The organism is Fibrobacter sp. UBA2449 (assembly GCF_002342555.1).
Taxonomy (GTDB): Bacteria; Fibrobacterota; Fibrobacteria; order Fibrobacterales; family Fibrobacteraceae; genus Fibrobacter.
In genome coordinates this window covers 80,315-98,577 of record NZ_DDQF01000016.1, presented here as the reverse complement: position 1 = coordinate 98,577, position 18,263 = coordinate 80,315, and the positions used below count along the sequence as shown (strand labels likewise).

The 18,263-nt window shown below is 53.3% G+C and carries 18 protein-coding genes and 2 tRNA genes; 6 read left to right on the top strand and 14 right to left on the bottom strand.

The features are described from left to right. Positions 1 to 2 precede the first annotated feature (2 nt). Entirely contained in the window at positions 3 to 797 is a 795-nt protein-coding gene (locus B4B27_RS10470; protein ID WP_290726279.1) for a cell division protein FtsX, read from the bottom strand. A gap of 136 nt (positions 798 to 933) precedes the next feature. On the opposite strand from B4B27_RS10470, the gene B4B27_RS10465 reads away from it, so the two are divergent. The 4 genes from B4B27_RS10465 to B4B27_RS10450 all read left to right on the top strand — a co-directional run bounded on the left by B4B27_RS10465 (position 934) and on the right by B4B27_RS10450 (position 4,402). Further along, positions 934 to 1,953: a CdaR family protein gene (locus B4B27_RS10465; RefSeq protein WP_173381860.1), complete on the top strand. Its 1,020-nt coding sequence runs from the start codon at positions 934 to 936 to the stop codon at positions 1,951 to 1,953. Next, entirely contained in the window at positions 1,950 to 2,957 is a 1,008-nt protein-coding gene (gene tsaD, locus B4B27_RS10460) for a tRNA (adenosine(37)-N6)-threonylcarbamoyltransferase complex transferase subunit TsaD (RefSeq protein WP_173381861.1), read from the top strand. The genes B4B27_RS10465 and tsaD overlap by 4 nt, the downstream gene beginning before the upstream one ends. A gap of 92 nt (positions 2,958 to 3,049) precedes the next feature. Beyond that, complete coding sequence (locus B4B27_RS10455; RefSeq protein WP_173381862.1) at positions 3,050 to 3,505, top strand: hypothetical protein; 456 nt, start codon at positions 3,050 to 3,052, stop codon at positions 3,503 to 3,505. 39 nt (positions 3,506 to 3,544) lie between these two features. Continuing rightward, complete coding sequence (locus B4B27_RS10450; RefSeq protein ID WP_290726275.1) at positions 3,545 to 4,402, top strand: biotin--[acetyl-CoA-carboxylase] ligase; 858 nt, start codon at positions 3,545 to 3,547, stop codon at positions 4,400 to 4,402. Between the two features lie 29 nt (positions 4,403 to 4,431). Here B4B27_RS10450 and B4B27_RS10445 read toward each other — a convergent pair whose 3' ends face one another. The 7 genes from B4B27_RS10445 to B4B27_RS10415 all read right to left on the bottom strand — a co-directional run bounded on the left by B4B27_RS10445 (position 4,432) and on the right by B4B27_RS10415 (position 11,264). Next, on the bottom strand, positions 4,432 to 5,451 hold the full coding sequence (locus tag B4B27_RS10445) for a hypothetical protein (protein WP_290726273.1): 1,020 nt from the start codon (positions 5,449 to 5,451) through the stop codon (positions 4,432 to 4,434). Then, positions 5,441 to 6,094, bottom strand: coding sequence for a hypothetical protein (locus tag B4B27_RS10440; protein WP_173381865.1), 654 nt, complete (start codon positions 6,092 to 6,094; stop codon positions 5,441 to 5,443). The genes B4B27_RS10445 and B4B27_RS10440 overlap by 11 nt, the downstream gene beginning before the upstream one ends. 172 nt (positions 6,095 to 6,266) lie before the next feature. Beyond that, on the bottom strand, positions 6,267 to 6,494 hold the full coding sequence (locus tag B4B27_RS10435; RefSeq protein WP_173365571.1) for a hypothetical protein: 228 nt from the start codon (positions 6,492 to 6,494) through the stop codon (positions 6,267 to 6,269). Next, positions 6,481 to 7,374, bottom strand: a complete 894-nt coding sequence (locus B4B27_RS10430; protein WP_290726270.1) for a 4-hydroxybenzoate octaprenyltransferase — start codon at positions 7,372 to 7,374, stop codon at positions 6,481 to 6,483. Before B4B27_RS10430 ends, B4B27_RS10435 begins: the two co-directional genes overlap by 14 nt. After that, positions 7,368 to 7,940 (bottom strand): UbiX family flavin prenyltransferase, encoded by a 573-nt coding sequence (locus B4B27_RS10425; RefSeq protein WP_290726268.1) that lies wholly within the window; start codon positions 7,938 to 7,940, stop codon positions 7,368 to 7,370. The genes B4B27_RS10430 and B4B27_RS10425 overlap by 7 nt, the downstream gene beginning before the upstream one ends. Then, a complete protein-coding gene (locus tag B4B27_RS10420) occupies positions 7,937 to 8,638 on the bottom strand; it encodes a ubiquinone/menaquinone biosynthesis methyltransferase (protein WP_290726266.1) in 702 nt (233 codons plus the stop codon). The genes B4B27_RS10425 and B4B27_RS10420 overlap by 4 nt, the downstream gene beginning before the upstream one ends. Positions 8,639 to 8,720: 82 nt before the next feature. Further along, positions 8,721 to 11,264: a CotH kinase family protein gene (locus B4B27_RS10415; RefSeq protein WP_290726264.1), complete on the bottom strand. Its 2,544-nt coding sequence runs from the start codon at positions 11,262 to 11,264 to the stop codon at positions 8,721 to 8,723. Positions 11,265 to 11,442: 178 nt separating this feature from the next. Here B4B27_RS10415 and B4B27_RS10410 point away from each other — a divergent pair. Further along, a tRNA-Phe gene (locus B4B27_RS10410) sits at positions 11,443 to 11,515 on the top strand. Between the two features lie 112 nt (positions 11,516 to 11,627). Here B4B27_RS10410 and B4B27_RS10405 read toward each other — a convergent pair. Further along, entirely contained in the window at positions 11,628 to 12,818 is a 1,191-nt protein-coding gene (locus B4B27_RS10405; RefSeq protein ID WP_290726262.1) for an HD domain-containing phosphohydrolase, read from the bottom strand. 83 nt (positions 12,819 to 12,901) lie between these two features. Between B4B27_RS10405 and B4B27_RS10400 the strand changes: the two genes are divergently transcribed. Next, positions 12,902 to 12,982, top strand: a tRNA-Ser gene (locus tag B4B27_RS10400). A 13-nt stretch (positions 12,983 to 12,995) separates the two neighbouring features. Here the strand turns inward: B4B27_RS10400 and B4B27_RS10395 are convergent. The 5 genes from B4B27_RS10395 to mreC all read right to left on the bottom strand — a co-directional run bounded on the left by B4B27_RS10395 (position 12,996) and on the right by mreC (position 18,159). Beyond that, entirely contained in the window at positions 12,996 to 13,745 is a 750-nt protein-coding gene (locus B4B27_RS10395) for a ComF family protein (protein ID WP_173381869.1), read from the bottom strand. Positions 13,746 to 13,850: 105 nt separating this feature from the next. After that, positions 13,851 to 15,104, bottom strand: a complete 1,254-nt coding sequence (gene rodA / locus B4B27_RS10390; protein WP_173381870.1) for a rod shape-determining protein RodA — start codon at positions 15,102 to 15,104, stop codon at positions 13,851 to 13,853. Further along, on the bottom strand, positions 15,101 to 16,945 hold the full coding sequence (gene mrdA / locus B4B27_RS10385; RefSeq protein ID WP_290726258.1) for a penicillin-binding protein 2: 1,845 nt from the start codon (positions 16,943 to 16,945) through the stop codon (positions 15,101 to 15,103). Before mrdA ends, rodA begins: the two co-directional genes overlap by 4 nt. Continuing rightward, the gene (gene mreD, locus B4B27_RS10380; protein ID WP_173365564.1) at positions 16,938 to 17,429 is read right to left on the bottom strand and encodes a rod shape-determining protein MreD; all 492 of its coding nucleotides are present in this window, start codon (positions 17,427 to 17,429) and stop codon (positions 16,938 to 16,940) included. The genes mrdA and mreD overlap by 8 nt, the downstream gene beginning before the upstream one ends. Next, positions 17,419 to 18,159, bottom strand: coding sequence for a rod shape-determining protein MreC (gene mreC / locus B4B27_RS10375; RefSeq protein ID WP_290726255.1), 741 nt, complete (start codon positions 18,157 to 18,159; stop codon positions 17,419 to 17,421). The genes mreD and mreC overlap by 11 nt, the downstream gene beginning before the upstream one ends. Positions 18,160 to 18,263 lie beyond the last annotated feature (104 nt).

Below are 18,263 nucleotides of genomic sequence, written 5' to 3'. Positions count from 1 at the left end.
GGCTAGTCCCGTTCGTTCCGCTTGGCGAGGAGGAACTCCTGAACCGTACGATAACTGAAATAGGCCGAGAGCGCCGTCACCATGCACACGACAAGGGCAAGGAGAATACCGAGGCCCCCGATATTTTCAGCAAGCATCGGCATGGCGCGCGCAAGGGAATTGACGACCGCCCCAAGCAGCAGGACCGACAGAGCGCTGCCGACAAAACCCTGCATCATCCCCTCAAGGACAAACGGGAACTCGATGAAGAAGGGACTCCCGCCCGCATACTTCATGTTCTCCACGAGAAGTTTCCTCGACATCAGCGACAGACGGACCGAATTGCAGATGATGAGCGAGAGCGTCACCAACAGCATGACGCTCAAGCAAATGGGCCAGAAAACCATCTTGAACTTCCATTCCGACACACGGGTCGCCCAAGCCACGGGAGCCTGCACCTCCTCGAACGACCCCTCCCTGGACAGCGCATTCATGACATCGACCAGGTCCGACGGGTTACGCGCACCCGGAACCAGGGTCATGCGGAAAAACGGAGGGATAGGATTCTCGTCGACAAGGTCCAGCATCTCGCCAGAAAAATGCCTACGGAAATCAGCCAGCGCCGAATCCGCGCTCACGAACTCGACCGAATCGATATTCCTGAAATGCTCGAGCCGGTTCCTGATGGCGCCAATCGAATCCGCAGCCACGTTCTCGGGCAAAAAAGCCTCGACCGTATAGAGCGACCCCTCGGCACGGAGGATGCGGAAAACACCGCCCAGGGCCGTAAGGGACGCCGCCAGCAGCAGCGAACTCAAAAAAATCGTAAGCAGCGACGGCAAAATGACCGTGCGATGTTGCCGCCACCCACGAAAAGATTCCGATATTAGATACCTTATCTGTCCGAACACGCATTGAATATAACTAAATTTAAGAGGGTCTCTCGGGGCATCTATGAAACATATCGCATTAAAGATTACGGCATTCATTTTCGGAATCGCACTGTGGCTCTATGTCATGTCACTCAACACCTTCAAGGTGACCATGGAAGTGCCCGTGCGCCTGGTCCGACTGCCCGAGCTGCTAGCCATCGCTTCCAAGCCGCCGCATTTCATGGAAGTCACGCTCGAGGGCGCCCCATTCGACCTGATGCGCCTCAAGTCAAAACTCAAGAACAACGATACGACCGTCGCCGCAATCATCGTCGACCTCCAGGATGCGGAGCTCGGTTCCATGCGCATGCACATCACCGACAAGAATTTTTCCGCGCCCGCCTTCCCGAACATCCGCTTTATCGAGCCGGACAACCAGCTCCTCTTCATCGACATTGACCTCGACACGCGAATCGTGCGCAACATCCCCATCCGTTCCATGTCCACCTTCGATGCGGCAACGGGCTACCTGCTGACGGACCTTCCCAAGATGACTCCCGACTACGTCACGGTTTCCGGAGCAAGGAACGTCATCACGCGCATCATCGAAATACCGACGGACTCGACCATCTTCGATTCGCTCAAGGCGGACACCACCTTCTCCATCCCCCTGGATTTCAAGCAGCTTCCGGCACACGTGACGCCGAGCGATTCCATCATCGATATCTCGGTCAGCATCCAGAAAATCGGCAAGAAAACCATCAGGAACGTCCCCGTGCAGCTCATCGGCATTTTCGAGAGAGGCGCATTCAGGCTCACCCCCGGAAGCGTATCCGTCGAGATAACCGGCGGCGAAAGGATTCTCGATTCCGTAAGCATCAACAACGTCAACCTCTTTGTTGAATACAACCGTTTCCAGATAGAAGACGTCGACAGCCTCGCGCCGACGGTAAAGCTGCAGCTCGGGTCGGATGTCAACCGCGAAATGTCCATCAAGGCAATCCAGCTCTCGCCAGACAAGGTCTCGCTCCAAAAAATCAAGTCAGAACCTGTCGCCCCGGCCGATTCGTTGAGCGAGGATTCCGAGGAGAAACTCGAATGATTTGGCTCGGCATCGAATCCAGCTGCGACGAGACCGCCTGCGCCGTCCTGCAGGACGAACCTCTCAAGGTCCTTTCGAACCCGCTCTACAGCCAGATTGACGAACACGCGCTGTATGGCGGCGTCGTTCCCGAAATTGCAGCTCGCGCCCACCTGCAAAAGATTGCCCCCATCGCGGAAGCGGCCGTCAGGGAAGCGGGCATCGGTCTCAAGGATATCGACGCAATCGCCTACACCACGGGACCGGGCCTCATGGGGCCGCTTCTTGTGGGAGCGAGCTTCGCAAAAGGGCTTGCGCGCGACCTCCAGATTCCCGCCTACGGCATGAACCACCTCGAAGGCCATCTCGCCGCCGCCTGGCTCAGCAACCCGGATATAGAGCCACCGTTCCTCACGCTCACCGTCTCGGGCGGGCACACCGAACTCGTGATGGAAGAACCCGGATTCAGGTACACGAGCATCGGGCGCACCCGCGACGACGCCGCAGGCGAAGCGTTCGACAAATGCGGCAAGCTGCTCGGCCTCAAGTACCCCGCAGGGGCGACAATAAGCAGGCTCGGCCAAAACGGCAACCGCAAGTTCGTCGAATTTCCCCGAGCCCTCCATTCGCACGACAACTGCGAATTCTCGTTCAGCGGATTAAAGACTGCCGTGCTGCGCTACACCGAGACGCACGACCCGGAATTCATCCAAAAGAACCTGGGCGACATCTGCGCCTCCCTCGAAGACGCCATCGTTGGCAGCCTTGTGGAAAAAACAATCAACGCGCTCAAGAAGACCCGCATGAAGACGCTCGTCGTCGGTGGCGGGGTCAGCGCGAACGCATGGCTCAGGAACCGCCTCCAAGACTACTGCGGCCGCCACGGCATCCGTTTCTGCATCCCCGACAGGAGCCTCAGCACCGACAACGGGGCGATGATCGCCGCGGCTGCCATCCGCCGCAACCGCCAAGGGCAGCTCAAGTCCATCGACGTTGTAAAGCCCTGGATGCCGCTCGCACCGTAAAAAATGGATTTTCCATGCAGTTTCCGGGGATTTTACTCACAAACTTTTGCACGGCCCTCGCTTTTTAACAAACTTGAATTTATATTGTATCCATGACTATCCGGAATCCACATAGGGCTTTCTGCATCGCCGCCGTGATGGCCGCTGCTTTCGCCGTTTTCTCTTTTGCCGAAGACACCCCGAAGGATATTCCCCAGAACGTGAGCGACGCCCAGGTTTTCCGTCCCGAAAAGCGCGAGACGAAAGTCGAACTCGTCGATTCCAGCAAGGCCAATTCCGTCTTCCTGAACGTGGACATCTTCGGCAGTCTGGACGTGCAGTCCTACTATATCCTATGGGACCGCATGGACATCTCCGACGACCTCAAGAAGATGATGACCACCCGCGACTTCGCCCGCGACGAGTTCTTCATGCAGAACATCGACCGCGAGCAGTTCGAGCAGGAACGCATGCTGCAGCTCTTCGAAGACCGCAAGCGCGAATTCTTTACCATCTTCCCCGAAGAAGCGCTCAAGGAACTGCAGGAACAAAAGGAAGACGAAGAATAGCTTGTCATTCCCGGCTTGTCCGGGGATCTTCATTTGAATATGTTTTCGCCCGAATCAAAATTTTCAGAATGGCACCTCGCGGGATTCGGCGATGCGCCCGCATTCCTTTTCGATTCCATTGAAAGCACGCATAGCCTGATGAAGGCACGCGCTTCTGCAGGCAAAATCGTTCCCGGCACGCTCATTGTCGCCGACACGCAAACAGCCGGCCGCGGGCGGCACGAACGCACATGGGCCTCCCCCGCAGGCAAGAACCTCTACTTCAATATCCTCATCCCGCTCGACGGAATTCCGCTTGCATCCGCACCGCAGATTACGCAGGTGGCAGCCATCACATTCGCCGAGATATTCCGAGACCTGCAAGATAGTTCCAATGCGCAGGGGCTCGGCAACAGGGATATCGGAAAAATCACTGTCAAGTGGCCGAACGACATCCTGTGCGGCAAGCACAAGTTCTGCGGGATTCTCGCTGAATTAGTTTATATAAAAAGCACTCCCGCCATCAGCATGGGAGTCGGAATCAACGTGAACAGCGACCCCGCGGACTACGCGCATCTCGGGCGCGCCGTCACCACTCTCAGGGATATCTGCGGACGAATCGTCAACCGCGAAAAGCTGCTGCAGTCGCTTGTCGCAGGCCTGGAGCGCGCCATCGGACAGTTCCGAGCCTTCGGGATATCGCCATGGGTTGCCGCCTGGCGCAAGATGGACCAGTTTATAGGCGCGCGCGGGACTGTCATCGTGAACAACCGCTGCACCGACCAGAATCGCGACAGCGGCACAGGCGCCACAAAGAAAACAGGCCGCATCATCGACATGAACGATGACGGCAGCCTCTTATTTGAATGCGATGACGGAACTACCGAAGTAGTCTATTCCGCCGATTTGGAAGTGTAGAGAATAAACCGAGTCTAAGTTTCCAAGTTTTAATTATCATTCAACCAATCGGGATCCTTTGGCGAAATTGCGTCATAATTTAAATTGACATCATACGCCACCATTGAACCCTGATTTTTGAAAGATATTGTACACATATCATACGAATAAAGGTTCTTATATTTTTTTTCAACAAGTTCAAAAGCGGGCTGGTTTAAATACGTATGATATGCTGGTGCAGCGGACAATCGGCAAGCATACACGACAGGTATTCCAACTATTGTTGGGTCCTGGCAAACTGGAGTAAAATAAACCTCACCAGCATCAATTCCTATACCTAAGCCAACATCAGCTTTAACTACAGAAAACTTATTATAATGTTTCTTATACTCCGTTGCAAAAAGTTTATGTGCTGCAGCGGCTGCTTTAAGAGCATAATAAACAGCGTCATCTCCAGAATATTTCTTTGGGAAAAAGCATAACAACCCATCTCCTGTAAATTTATCTGTTATGCCATAATTTTCCTTCACGATTTCGAAAATCTTTGCCGTAACATCTCCTATAAAATCCGCAAATAATTCCGGTCTTTTGGCATTTAGCATAAGTTGTGTAGAATCTCTAATATCAATCGAAACAACAACAGCCTCTTGACTAGTTCCCAACTCAAGAAGATTAAAAAAATAGTCTTCTCCTTTTTTCAAAGCACTTTTATTAAGCCTTGACAATAAATACTTCTTAAGCGTTCCTTCTTTGAAATTCTTTTCTATTTCAGTCTGATTTCCCTCTTTTTTTATAACTTTTTCTGCAGCTTCTAATATTACCTGTTCATTCTTTAGAAATTCCTTATATGCATCAGCGTTCTCTATAAAGAAATAAGGCCACCAACCGGTTAGACCTTTATTTTTATTAGCAGTATTACTTACACGCATTACCTGTTCGTAAATAGAGCTATAATCATCTTTACATGGCTCTTCGGCCATCCATCGTTTGTATTTACGTTCTTCCCCAGAACAATCGATCCGCTTTAATCTGAAAAAATCCGTACTTTTATTTTTATCGTCACTTTTCATTCTTTTTCATCGCCCTTTCGTATTCAACTCCTAATACTTTTAATTTTTGAGCACTTGGAGCCAAAAACAGCATGACAGCAACTCCAATCAGAGCTATATCTTCCTTATCTAAATGAATATAATTCAGCTGTTTAAGAAAAAATAATACAATTAAAACAGCTGCCAAAATCCAACAAGCTATTTTAAAGAAGTCAATAGTTTTTTCCTTTTTCCTTTTTATTCCATTTATACTTTCAACTCGACGGGCTAATCTTTGACCATTGTAGTTCAACACACCTAAATTATCATTTTCACAGTCAACATTTTCTTTATTAGAATCGACCTTCAATGAACATTCATTTACACGTATTACATCAAACCCTTTTTCCCCAGGAAAAACCAAATAGGCTGGAATATTTTCATTGCCCAATAGTTTCAAATATTCTTTCAATTGTTCTTTGCCACTTTTTATTGTTCGAGGATTTTTCACACTCTTTAGTTCAAATATTTGTATAGGTGTGCCATAATCCAAATCAAGAACAGCAACGTCAATTCTATGTCGAGAATCAGCAGCATATTCCACTGCGATACTTTCTTTCGGATATCCTTTATCAATCAAAAATTGAATAAATTCTTTTCCATTATCTTCGAATAAGCAATTCATATCATTTCCTTTTTTTGCACAAAATTATTTTATTTACATTCCAAACTCAAGGAAAAAACAACATAATTTTTCATACAAATTTCTTACACAACGTTGTTTACAACAAACAACCCACAAAAAAGCCCCAACCACAAGGCCAGAGTTCTATTTCAGCATTCCACAAGAACGCTTACTACAGTTTCCGCTTAAAATACATACTGCCGATAAGCGACACGGCGAGCACCACAATCATCGCGGTAAGGCCAAATTCCGCCAAATCGGCATGTTCGCCCGCAACGCCCGACTCGATAAGCACCACGAACACGAGCGCAATCACCGCACCCACGGAACCCATCTGCTGGAACATCTTGACCTTATCTTCGGTCGTAAACTTTCCGTCGGTCTTCTTAATAAAGGGCATTGACATCCCCTCCCATGCAAATCCACACGATGAGCCCAGCCATCACGAGTACGCTTATGGCGACATTCGCCAGGAAGAAATCGCGGTTCATGGCGTCGAGATCGTCGGACTTGCGGAACAAATGTATATAGAGCACGGCGGCGGTCATGAGCCCGGTCACAACCCACCAGGGAATGCCCATATTCCACACGAACCCGAACGCGACGCACAGGGCGAGCATCGCGACATGGCTCCAGAAGGCAATCTGCAAGGCGCGCTTGCGGCCAAAACGCGCAGGCACAGAATGGAGCCCCATCTGGCGGTCGATTTCTTCGTCCTGCGTGGCATAGATGATATCGAAACCGCCCATCCAGAGCATGAGAATCACGAGCAAAAAGATTGGGAACACCGCAAACTCCCCACGGATAGCAATCCAGGCGCCGAGCGGGCTCATCCCTATCGCAAAACCCAGGAACCAGTGGCATAGCCAGCTAAAACGCTTCCAGTAGGAATAGGAAAGCAGCAAAAGCCATACAGGCAAGGCGAGCAGGCCCGCGAGGGGCTGCAGCAGGAACGCGAACGCAACGAACAGCACGCCGTTTATGGCAAGAAACGCAATTACCGATTTTTTCGAAAGGCGGCCCGCCGGCAGGTGGCGTTTCGCCGTGCGCGGGTTCTTCGCGTCGATATCGGCGTCGGCGATACGGTTGAAACTCATCGCACTGTTGCGGGCGGTCACCATGCAACCGACAATCAGGAGCACGATGCGCGCGGTCTCGGCAGCGGTCATGTCGCGGAACCCGTTCGCCGCCACCCACATGGAGCCGAGCGCAAACGGCATCGCGAAAAGCGAGTGGCTAAAGCGCACCATGTGCCCGAATTCAAGAATTTTCTTCAGCATACGTTTCCGTTCCAGGGTTTAACAATCCCGGCGCACTCCTCACCCGACGCCGCACCCAGATGCTTCAGGATTTTCGCAACGACGGTATCTACCAGTTCCTCGATACTTGCAGGGCTGCTGTAGAACTGCGGCGAGGCCGGCACAACAATCGCACCCGCGCGGGTCACGCGCGCCATGTTCTCGATGTGGATGAGGTTGTAGGGCATCTCGCGCGGAACAATCACCAGCGGGCGACGCTCCTTCAGGCAAACATCCGCACTGCGTACCAGCAGGTTGTCCGACGTCCCCGCAGCAATGCGCCCGAGCGTTCCCATGGAACACGGCACCACCGCCATGCCCGCATAGTCGGCAGAACCGCTCGCGCATTCCGCAAAAAAATCATCGACGTCGAAGGTCTTGTCCACAAGGTCAAAAAGCGCCTTCTGCCCCTCGTATTCCACGACTTCGCGGCCGGGCGCCGTCACCACGAGCGAAACCTCATGCCCGAGGCGCTTCAAGTGCATAGCGGTACGAGTCGCATAGATTGCCCCGCTCGCACCCGTCACCCCAAGGATATAGCGGCTCACGCATCACCTCCCGCCAGCATAGACTTCCGGCGCAGAAGCACGCGGTACGCCACCCCGAAAAAGCAGGGCTTCACGTGCACAAGCTCGAACCCGTTCCTTTCGGCGAGCGCGACAAAGTCCGCCACCGGCAAAAAACGCAAGATGGAATTCACCAAATATTCGTACGCGTCGCGCTTGCTGAAAAACGCTCCCAGCACCGGGATAAACAGCGGAGCGAGCACCTTGTAGAAGAACTTGTTGAACACGTTCCGCGGGGAGAAAAATTCAAGCACCTGCAGGTAGCCGCCCGCACTAAGCACGCGCGCGGATTCCTTCAGGCCGCCCTCCGCATCGGGCAAGTTGCGCATCCCGAACCCGTTCAGAATCACGTCGAACGCGCCATCCGCAAACGGCATCTTCATCGCATCGAGCTGCACGGGAACAGCCGCAGTCTTCTTGCCCGCGGCGCCCTTCAGCATGCCATAAGAAAAATCGCCCAGAATGGCGACATCCTGCACGCCATTGAACTTCTCGTACGTAACCGCAAAATCACCCGTACCGCCACACAGATCAAGAAGGCGCTTTCCGGGACGCAGCCGCCGGATTTCGCGGCAGCACGTACGGCGCCACAGGATATCCTGGCCACAACTCAAGAAGTGGTTCAAGAAATCGTAGCGGTTCGCGATACCGTCGAACATCTTTCGCACGGGGCTCATCATGCATCCAAATTTAGAAATATCCCACGATAAACAAAAAGCGCGGGCGACAAGCCCGCGCAAATCCATCGTCAAGCCAACGACATTACTTGAAGTTTGCCGTAACCGACAGTCCTTCCGCAATCGTCGCACGGCACTTTTCCGGGGCGCCCTCCACGGGAGTGCATCCCGACCAGCCGGTAAACACGGACCCGCCCGAAGTGACCGCAGTGAGTTCCATTTCGACACCGCTGAAGAACTTGCCCGAGTACTTGGTAGAAGTCGCCGTAGATCCGGGGAGCTTCATCCCATCCATCAGCACCATGCCGTTTCCGTTCGAAGAAATCGACACGTTGACGGAACCGCCGATCTCGGAGAATTCGGACTTATACTGACCCACAATTTCTTCGTCACGAGACTTCGCCCAGTCGGTAATGCGCTCATAATGAACCGTAAAGCCATCGTCATAATAGCGATTCTTCTGGCCATTCGTCGACAGATCCCTTTCTGCTTCCGAAGCGTCGATCGAGCCCGCCATCTTTGCACGGACCTTTTCGACCACATTGGCATTCAGGTAATTCTCAAACATTACCGCAGAGTGGTTGATAAACAGGCGCCTGAAGTCAGGGTTCTTGATGAGGCGCGTGTAGAGCACATGGAAGCAATGGGCCTTCTCGCCCGTAAATTCCTTGTCGCTACCCGTATAGCACTTTCCGTTGCTACGACCACCCTGCTTGACCCAGTTGAACATGTTCGTGCTCTGGCCAAAGCCCTGTACGCCCCACTTCCAGTCAAAGCCATGGTCCAGGTCGTAAATCATGAACTTCCAGGGATTGTCCGGATTGCGCCAGGCACGCACGTTGTTGTTGGGCCAGTCGCCATTGTGGACATACATCTCGGCAATCATGTAGTCTGCAAAGTTGCCTACATCCATAATTCCCTTTATGTATTCGTAGTCAGCGTTGTTTTCACCACTGAAGTCGTGAGCGGCAACGTATTCCAGCATCGCGACGTAGTCATCGATAGTACCGTTACTCGCTTCGATTTCTTCGCCCAGGTGCTTGATGAAATTGACACTGGAGGCATCGATGCCGTAGTTCGTTTCCACATAGTTCTTGTTGAAACGTTCGCGCATGTCGTGGATACCGCGGTATTGGCCATTGTAGAACACCACCACCTGACGGCTGCGCTGGAAGTCGACGCTGCTTCCGTCAAGAATGGCACCGCCCAGGGCATCGGCAAAGTAGTCGCTCACGAAGCGGTTTCCGTTATTGCGCAGGTTGAATCCCTTGTACTTGTCGCTTCCGCCCTTGCTTACCTTGAGAGCGTCAAACAGCGGGTAATGCAGCCAGGTTCCACCGAACTCCTCGCGCATCACGATAGCGACGGACTTCTTGCGTTCCATGCGGCTCCAGCCACCCATCAGGGAAATACCGCCGTTGACTTCCCAGGTCTTTTCCTTGGTGTTGCTGCCCTTGTCGTAGAATTCCACGTGGACAGGATATTCGCCGGTGCTATCCGGGTATGCCTTGTTAGGAGCATACATCAGGTCGCCGTCCATATTGGGTTCGCCGCCATCCGTTTTCTTATAATACAGTTCGAAGAATCTCGGATTAACGCTCACCGACACCACGGGCATATTTATCGATTCGCCGATAAAGTACGTATTCGTCACCGATTCAGTCGTCAAATACCCTTCCTTGTAGGCCGCGCAGCGGAGAACCGTCGTCTGGCTAATCGTGATAGGCGAGTTGAACTCTTCGGAGTTCTTCGTAGGCACGGAACCGTCACGGGTGCAGCGCACCTTGATTCCGTTCGAAACAGACGGAGGATTCAGGGTGACCGGTTCGTTGTAGAAACCGCCCTGCGCACCGGAGAAGGTAAACTTGGGAGCAACGCCTTCGTAGGCGGTAGAGGCCGTATTCGGCTTTTCGGGAGTCGGCTTATCGAAATACTTCCAGGCACCGCCGTCGACAATGCCCCAGCTCATCCCGACCGTCATCGCCGGATAATGCACCGAGTCACGAATGCCATAATTCGCGTCAATCAAGTAAATCGAGCCGCCAGCCTTTTCAAGCTTCCAGTTCGTATGGGTGCGCTTATGATAGTTGTTCGCATCGCCTCCGTCAAGCACGGCAGCAACGTTGTTCTTGTCGCAGAAAACAGTGCGGAAGGATTTCGGGGCAATCAGTTCGTCACCGAAGACCCACTTGCGCGGCTTTTCAAGATTTTCGACAAGCGAATAACCCTTCAAGTTCGCAGCCTCGGTGCCGGCATTATAAATTTCGACCCAGCCCGGATCGTCGCCGTTTTCATCGAGCCAGTCAAGGTTGACCGGGGAGACTTCAGTAATCACCAACGCGGAATTCCCTTCCCAATGGGGAATCGTATCCTTGGGAACCGGATCGACAACAATGACATAGATTGTATCACCCGTATCCGGGTCAATCGTCCGAACGCTATCGCCGCCAACAGACGAACTTGAGCCATCCTTGCCGCCTTCTCCGGAAATCTTTCCATCCGAAACGGAACCAGAAGAATTTGGCGGAGGGCCCACAACATCGGAGCCTTCATCACCACCGCATGCGTAGAATCCACAGGCAAGCACGCCGACAAGCAACGTATTCCAAATCTGTTTTTTTAAGCGCATAAAACTAGCCTATAAAAATGTTGACGCCTTAAGGACGACAAGCGCCCCTAAAACACCCGTTCAAAATATCCCACCTTAAATTTAGAAGAATATGAGCCAAAATCAAAATTTTTTCGGTAATATTCTATTTACCCTTGACAACAATCACATTTTCTTCTATCTTTGGGTCTACCAAAATGGTTCTGTAGCTCAGTTGGTAGAGCAGTGGACTGAAAATCCGCGTGTCGTTGGTTCAATTCCAATCGGAACCACGAAAACCCCGACGAAAGTCGGGGTTTTTCTTTTTTTGCTAAAAAAAATTTTAAGTGCAAAAAAAGGCGGTTTTTACAAGAAAACCGCCAAAACATCCTTAACGGAGCCCGCCTAGACGGCGACAGCCTCCATTTCGGCGCGAATTTTACGGAAACAGCCGAAGATATCGTCCCAATTCTTCACGAGCACGTCCACCAGCTCCGGTTGGAACTGCATTCCGCTCTGCTTGATGAATTCTTCCTTGACCTTCTCCTCGGGCCAAGCCGACTTGTAGCAGCGCGGACTCGAAAGGGCATCCAGCACGTCAGCAACGGCGCATATACGGCCCGCCAGGGGGATTTCTTCGCCCTTGAGGCCCCTCGGATAGCCCTTGCCATCCCAACGCTCATGGTGCGCCCCCGCAAGCGAAGCGGCGAACACCAGCAGTTCGCGCTTGGATTTAAGGAGGATCTGCTCGCCAATCTGGGCATGGGATTTCATTACGGCATATTCTTCGTCGGTAAACCGCCCCGGCTTGTTGAGAATCGCATCGGGAATGCCCACCTTGCCCAGGTCGTGCATCGGGGCTGCAAGGCGTATGCGCTGGGCTTCCTGTTCGGGAAGACCGTAGTAGACCGCCAGCTTGTAAGAGATCTCGGCCACGCGCTGGATATGGTCCCCAGTTTCGCGGCTCCTGGATTCGGATACGTCGCCCAAGATATGGATCAGTTCCTTCTGGGTCGCTTCCAGTTCAACCTTCGCGGCCTCGAGCTCTGCGGTAAGGGTAGCCGATTCAATCGTCTTTGCGGAATAGACAGCCGTAAGCGCAAGGCGTTCCAAGTCCTGCTTCGAGAAAACAGGAGTCTCGCCCTGCTTGTTGATGGCCTGGTAGACACCCATCACCTTGCCAGCCCCGTTCATCAGGGGCACGGTCATCACCGACGTGGTGTGGTAGTGCGTCTTTTCGTCGCTACGGTGATCGAAGCGTTCGTCCTTGTAGGCGTCCTCGACCAAAAGAGCCTCGCCCGTTTTCACGGAATGGCCCACGAAACCAGCAGTAATGGGAATACGGAGCTCATTCACGCCATGGGCGACTTTCGTCCAGAGCTCGTTCTTGTCTTCATCGATAAGCCAGAGAGAACAGCGATCGGCCCGGACAAGCGAACGTCCGAGATCCGCCATGAGAACCAGAAGGTTCTGCAGGCTACGCTCGGCAGCAATTTTCGGCATGTAGGAGAACAGTAAATCGAGAATCCTATCCGAATCCTGTTTGCTCTCTGCCGTTCCGACAATATTCATCAAATCTTGCGCATTCGATTCCATAGCCCAAAGATAGTTATTATTCACAAATTCATCAAAAACAATTGACGAAACTGCTTTTCTTTTTTATTCTTTGCGCTGAATTCGGAGGAATAGGCTAATTGGTAAGTCAGCGGTCTTGAAAACCGCCGCCGTAAGGCTTGGGGGTTCGAGTCCCTCTTCCTCCGCTAAAACGCCCCGTCATCCGGGGCTTTTTTCTTTGCCAAACCCAATCCAGCGGGCATCCCATTCCATCTCGCAATCCGCCGCGTAGTCCATCACCGCCGAAGCCGGTTCGTCGTAAAGTAACGTACAAACTTTCAAAACCAGCGGGAAATCCTTTCCGAAGGCGGCAATGCACGACATCGTTGTCGCCCCCGTCGTATAGACGTCGTCAACGACAAACACAGTCCCCGTCCGCGGCAGCCGCGAAGGAAGCCTCGGAATAAAAGCTCCGGCGACATTCCACTCCCGCTCCTCTCGCGAAAGCTTCGTCTGCGACACTCGGAAATTCGACCTTGCAAGCCAGCGGCACACCCGACCGCCAAAGCGCGAGGCAAGCGCCGCGGCAATCCGTTCCGCCTGGTTGTAGCCGCGTTCCCTGAACCTCGACGGGTGAAGCGGGACCGGGACAAAATAGAACGGCCTAGCAAGTTCCTTCATGCTGTCGGCGACCTCCCCCCGACCAACAGCCGAAGACCGACCGACCAGGTATCTCGCCATCCCCGGTAAATTCCTGTACTTGAGCGCATGAATCAGCCGTCGCGTCAGCGGACGCATCGGGAACAGGCAGGCGACATCCGGCCCCGGAAACGAAGGCTCCTTCGCCTCGCGCCCAAGTTCCTCACGGCAAGCAGGGCAAAGCCAAGGGTCCAGCCGTTCCGAAGCGCACCCGCATCCCAGGCATTCCATTCCAAAGACAAAATTCGAAATATTTCTCGCAATATTCATCAAAGACCGTCCTTCTATTACTAAAAACGGTCAAAACGGCAAAACGTTACCTTTTGCCTCATTTTTTTTTGCAACTCGCCTTAAACCCGCCCCGAATTCCGGGCGTTACTGACGACCGCCCTGGTAGCGCATGCAAAGGATGCCGCCGACCAGCACCATGCAGGTCACGGCGAAGGAGCCGCCATACGAAAGGAACGGGAGCGGAAGCCCTGTCACAGGCATGAGCCCGACCGTCATCGCGATATTCACGATGATGTGGAACAGGAATATCGTACAGGCGCCCATGGTAGCGAGCGTAATGAACGGATCGGAGTACAGCTTGCACGCCGAGGAGGCGCGCCACAAGAAAAGCACATACAGCGTAAGTACGGCAAGGCAGCCCATGAAGCCGAACTGCTCGCCGAGCACGCTAAAAATAAAGTCCGTATGCCCCTCCGGCAAAAAGGCAAGGTTCGTCTGCGTGCCGTTACCGAATCCCTTCCCGGTAAGGCCGCCGGAACCTATGGCCGTCATGGACTGCAGCACCTGGTAGCCATCGCCCATGGGGTCGCTCATCGGATCCAGGAACGTATTGACGCGTTTCTGCTGGTGTGGCTCAAGCATGCCCCATGCCATCGAACTGGCATATCCCGCCAGAATGTTCGCAAGCAAGAAAAACACCGTAAGCACCTTGGGCAGTTTCCTCCGCACCAGGGCGAAAACGACCGCGCAAATCAGCATGCCCCACAGCACCTGGAAAATAGTCGTCTGCGAATGCGACAGGAGTACGGACAAGACAGGGCTTGCAAGCAAGAACATATCCGTAAACGTCAACCCCGCAAAGAAGAATCCCATGTAGGTGACCGCGATAAAGACAAGCGCCGTGCTCAAATCCGGCTGTTTCAGCACCAGTGCAAAGGGGACGATAAAGAGCAGGAACGGAATCACGAACGTCTTGATTTTGAACAGGCTGACCGGATGCCTGGACAGCCAATAAGAAATCGTGAGAAGATACGAGATCTTGGCAAACTCCGAAGGCTGCAACTTGAAAAGTCCAAGGTCAATCCAGCGGCCGGCCCCCTTTACCACGTCTCCCGCCACAAACAGAACCACCAGAAGAAGCACAAGCGAAATGGCATAAAGCGGAACCGTAATGCGCTTCAGCCAGTCAATCTTGAGGAAAACGATTCCGGCAGCAAGTACACAGCCGCCCACAAAATAAATAATCTGCTTAAACCAAAGCGTTTCGTAAAAAGCAATCTCGTCGCTCGCCGTCGCGGAGTAGACAAGGCAGATGCCGCAAGTCATAAGCGCAAGCGTAATAGCCAAGAACAACCAATCGACCCTCAGCGAGACATCAAGGAAAGACTTAGAACTCATTTTTCCTCCTCGTCAAGTCCAAAGTAGGCCATGAGGACTTTCCTTGCTACAGGCGCCGCTTTCGAGCCGCCGCCACCGGCAGCCTCCAGAATCACGGCGACAGCGATTTGCGGGTCGTAGAGCGGAGCGACAGCCGCATACCACGCATGCGTTTTCTCCCCCTTCTTCCATTCGCCCGAACCGGTCTTTGCGCCCACACGGATGCCCGGAATCGCACCACGCTTTCCCGTTCCACCCGGATGGTTGACCACGGAATCCATGGCAGCCAAAAGTACCCGGTGCGTTTCCGGTTTCATCTTGCCCGAACGGATAATCTCAGGCTCGTAGCGTCGCACGACATTTCCCTGCGAATCCCGAAGTTCCTTCATAAAATGCGGACGGTACACGCCCTTGTTCGTCGCAAGCGAACCGATGAAAGTCGCCTGCTGCAGCGGAGTCACCAGCTGTCCCTGCCCAATCGAGAGGTTCAGGATAAGCCCACGCGCCCAACGCCACCCCACACGTTTGTTCCTTGCGTTGAACGAAGCGGAATCCGGAAGCCAACCGCTCTTTTCTCCGGGAATGTCGATACCGAGCGGCTCCTCGCCATAACCAAAGCGGCGTGCAAACTCGTTAATACGAGCCATGTCGATTTCCAAACCCGCCTGGTAAAAGAAAACGTCGCAAGAAAGCCGGATGGCATTTACCACGTTCAGGTTCCCGTGGACACCCCAGCATTTCTGGTAGCGCACTCCGTACTGGAACCCGCCCGTACAGGACTTTGGATAATACTTGGATTCGGACAGGATTCCGCTTTCAAGGCCCGCACCCGCCGTCACAAGCTTGAATACGGACGCCGGAGGATAGACACCCGAAACAGCCCTGTTCGTAAGCGGACGCAGGGAGTCCAGAGCAACCTGCGCCCAACCCTTATTGCGCTCACGCTTCTTGAGCGAGAAGATGTTCGGGTCAAGCCTCGGGGAACTCACCATGGCAAGGATCTCGCCATTCCGGGGGTCTATAGCGACCAAGGCCCCCCTCACGCTGTCGGGAATCGCCGCCTCCGCGGCCTTCTGCAACTTCAAGTCTATCGTCGATACCAGGTGATACCCCGGAACCGGAGCCATTCCCTCAACCGCCCGCGGCGAGCCAACCTCTCGGCCAAAAGCATTTACTTCCACAAGCTTCACGCCATTCTTGCCGCGGAACTCCGCATCGTATTCCTGTTCCAAGCCCTTCTGGCCAATGCGATCGCCCTGCGAGTATCCTTCGAACGCTGGCAATTTCAACTGCTCTTCGGAAATTTCACTCGTGTAGCCAAGCACATGCGACGCAAGCGTCCCATATGGATAATCGCGCCTCGATTCCGTAAGCGTCACGACTCCCGGAAGCTCGGACGAATGTTCCTCTATCACGGCCACCTGCTCGGGAGACGCATCCTCCAGAATGCGGATGGGCCTGTTCTTTATCCAGCGGGTCCTCTGGAACGCCGTATCCAGCGAAAGGGAATCGAACACGCGGGCGCCATTCTTGTCCTTGATTCCCAGGAGCAGGTTGAAGACAGAGTCACGGCCTTCCTTTTTTCGCGGAAGGTGAAGCGCCTGCAATGCAATCTGGAAAGACGGACGGTTGCGCACCAGGACTTCCCCATTGCGGTCATAGATATAACCGCGTTCGGCAACAAGCTCCACACGACGCAAGCGGTTTTTCTCGGAGCGCTTGAAGTTCTCGTCGTAATGGGTATGCTGTAACGAATAGAGCCTGCAAAGCAGCACTATGACCAGGACAACAACCCCCGCCATAAACACAAGGATATTCCAGTTCCTCGTCTGGACGCTGTCGTTGTCCGACAAACTACGCATGTTTCTTTTTCTTCCCGATGGACAAATGGAAGACCACCGCACCAACAGCCATCGTATACGCGCATTCAGGAAGCGTCTTGGAGAAGAACAAGTTCGTAACGACATCCTTCTCGAGCCCCGTCAAGAAGAAGTAGAGCATATCGCAAAGCATGAATCCAAAACCGAGGACACCGATCTTCGCAGGTAAATTAAGCGTCAAGAACCTTTCTTCCAACTGCCCCACCAAGAACCCGAGCGCCGTCAGCGAAATCGTATTCGCACCGAGCCATTCCACCGGAGCATATACGTCCTGCGTAAATCCGGCAAGGAATCCCCAAAGCACACCGGCTGCAGGTCCATGCTTGATTGCAATAGAAACGACAAGGATGATTACGAAATCGGGGCCCGCACCAAAAATCTGAAGCCATTCCGCCACCGTTGTCTGCAAGGCGAAGCAGACAAGGAACAGGATGAACACTCGCAGCCATTTCCAGTTACTGTTCATCAAGAAGCTCCTGGATAATCCATTCCGGTTCCTTTTCCATCACAAATACTTCTTCAAGCGAAGAAAACTCCTGGAAAGGCGCGACATCCATCTGCCGCATCACGTCGAGGTCGGATTTGCGCACAGCCTTCACCGTACCCACAGGAATCCCCTTGGGGAAAATGCCGCCAAGCCCGGACGTTATCAGGGTATCCCCTTCCTTGACTCCCGCATGCGAAGGGATCATGGCCGTAAGCAGATGCCCGTCTACAGACTCCAGGAACCCGACCACGCGAGACTTGCGTTCGAGCACAGACAACTTAAGGTTCGGGTCGACGAGCAGCTGGACACGGGAATGCGTATAGGCCGCCTTCGTAATTTTTCCGACCAGGCCGTTCATCGAGAACACGGGCATGTTTTCCTTCACCCCATGCGAAGTGCCCCTGTTTATCACGAGCGTCGTGAGGAACCTTCCCGGATTGTGTCCCACTACACGCGCAGTCACAATGGGATAATCCCACTTGTCATCAAACCGGACCAACGTGTGCAGTCGAGCCAATTCCTGCAACCCCTCACTTGCATAGTAGGTTTCCTGCCGCAGGCGCGCATTTTCTTCTTTCAGGTGCTGGTTCTCCGCCGTCACCGACCGAACCGAATTAACAGAAGAAATAATCACCTGCGCCGGATAAAACACCGTCCCCAGCGCCGAAGAGACAATGCTCTCGCGCACGCTCAGCGGAGCCTGCCGCATCAGGAGTCCTACCAACAGGAAAAAGGCAAAAGCGATAACGCCATGCCTCTGGGTAAAAAGTTCGACTATAAAGCGGAAAGCCCTGAGCATCGGACCCGACAATC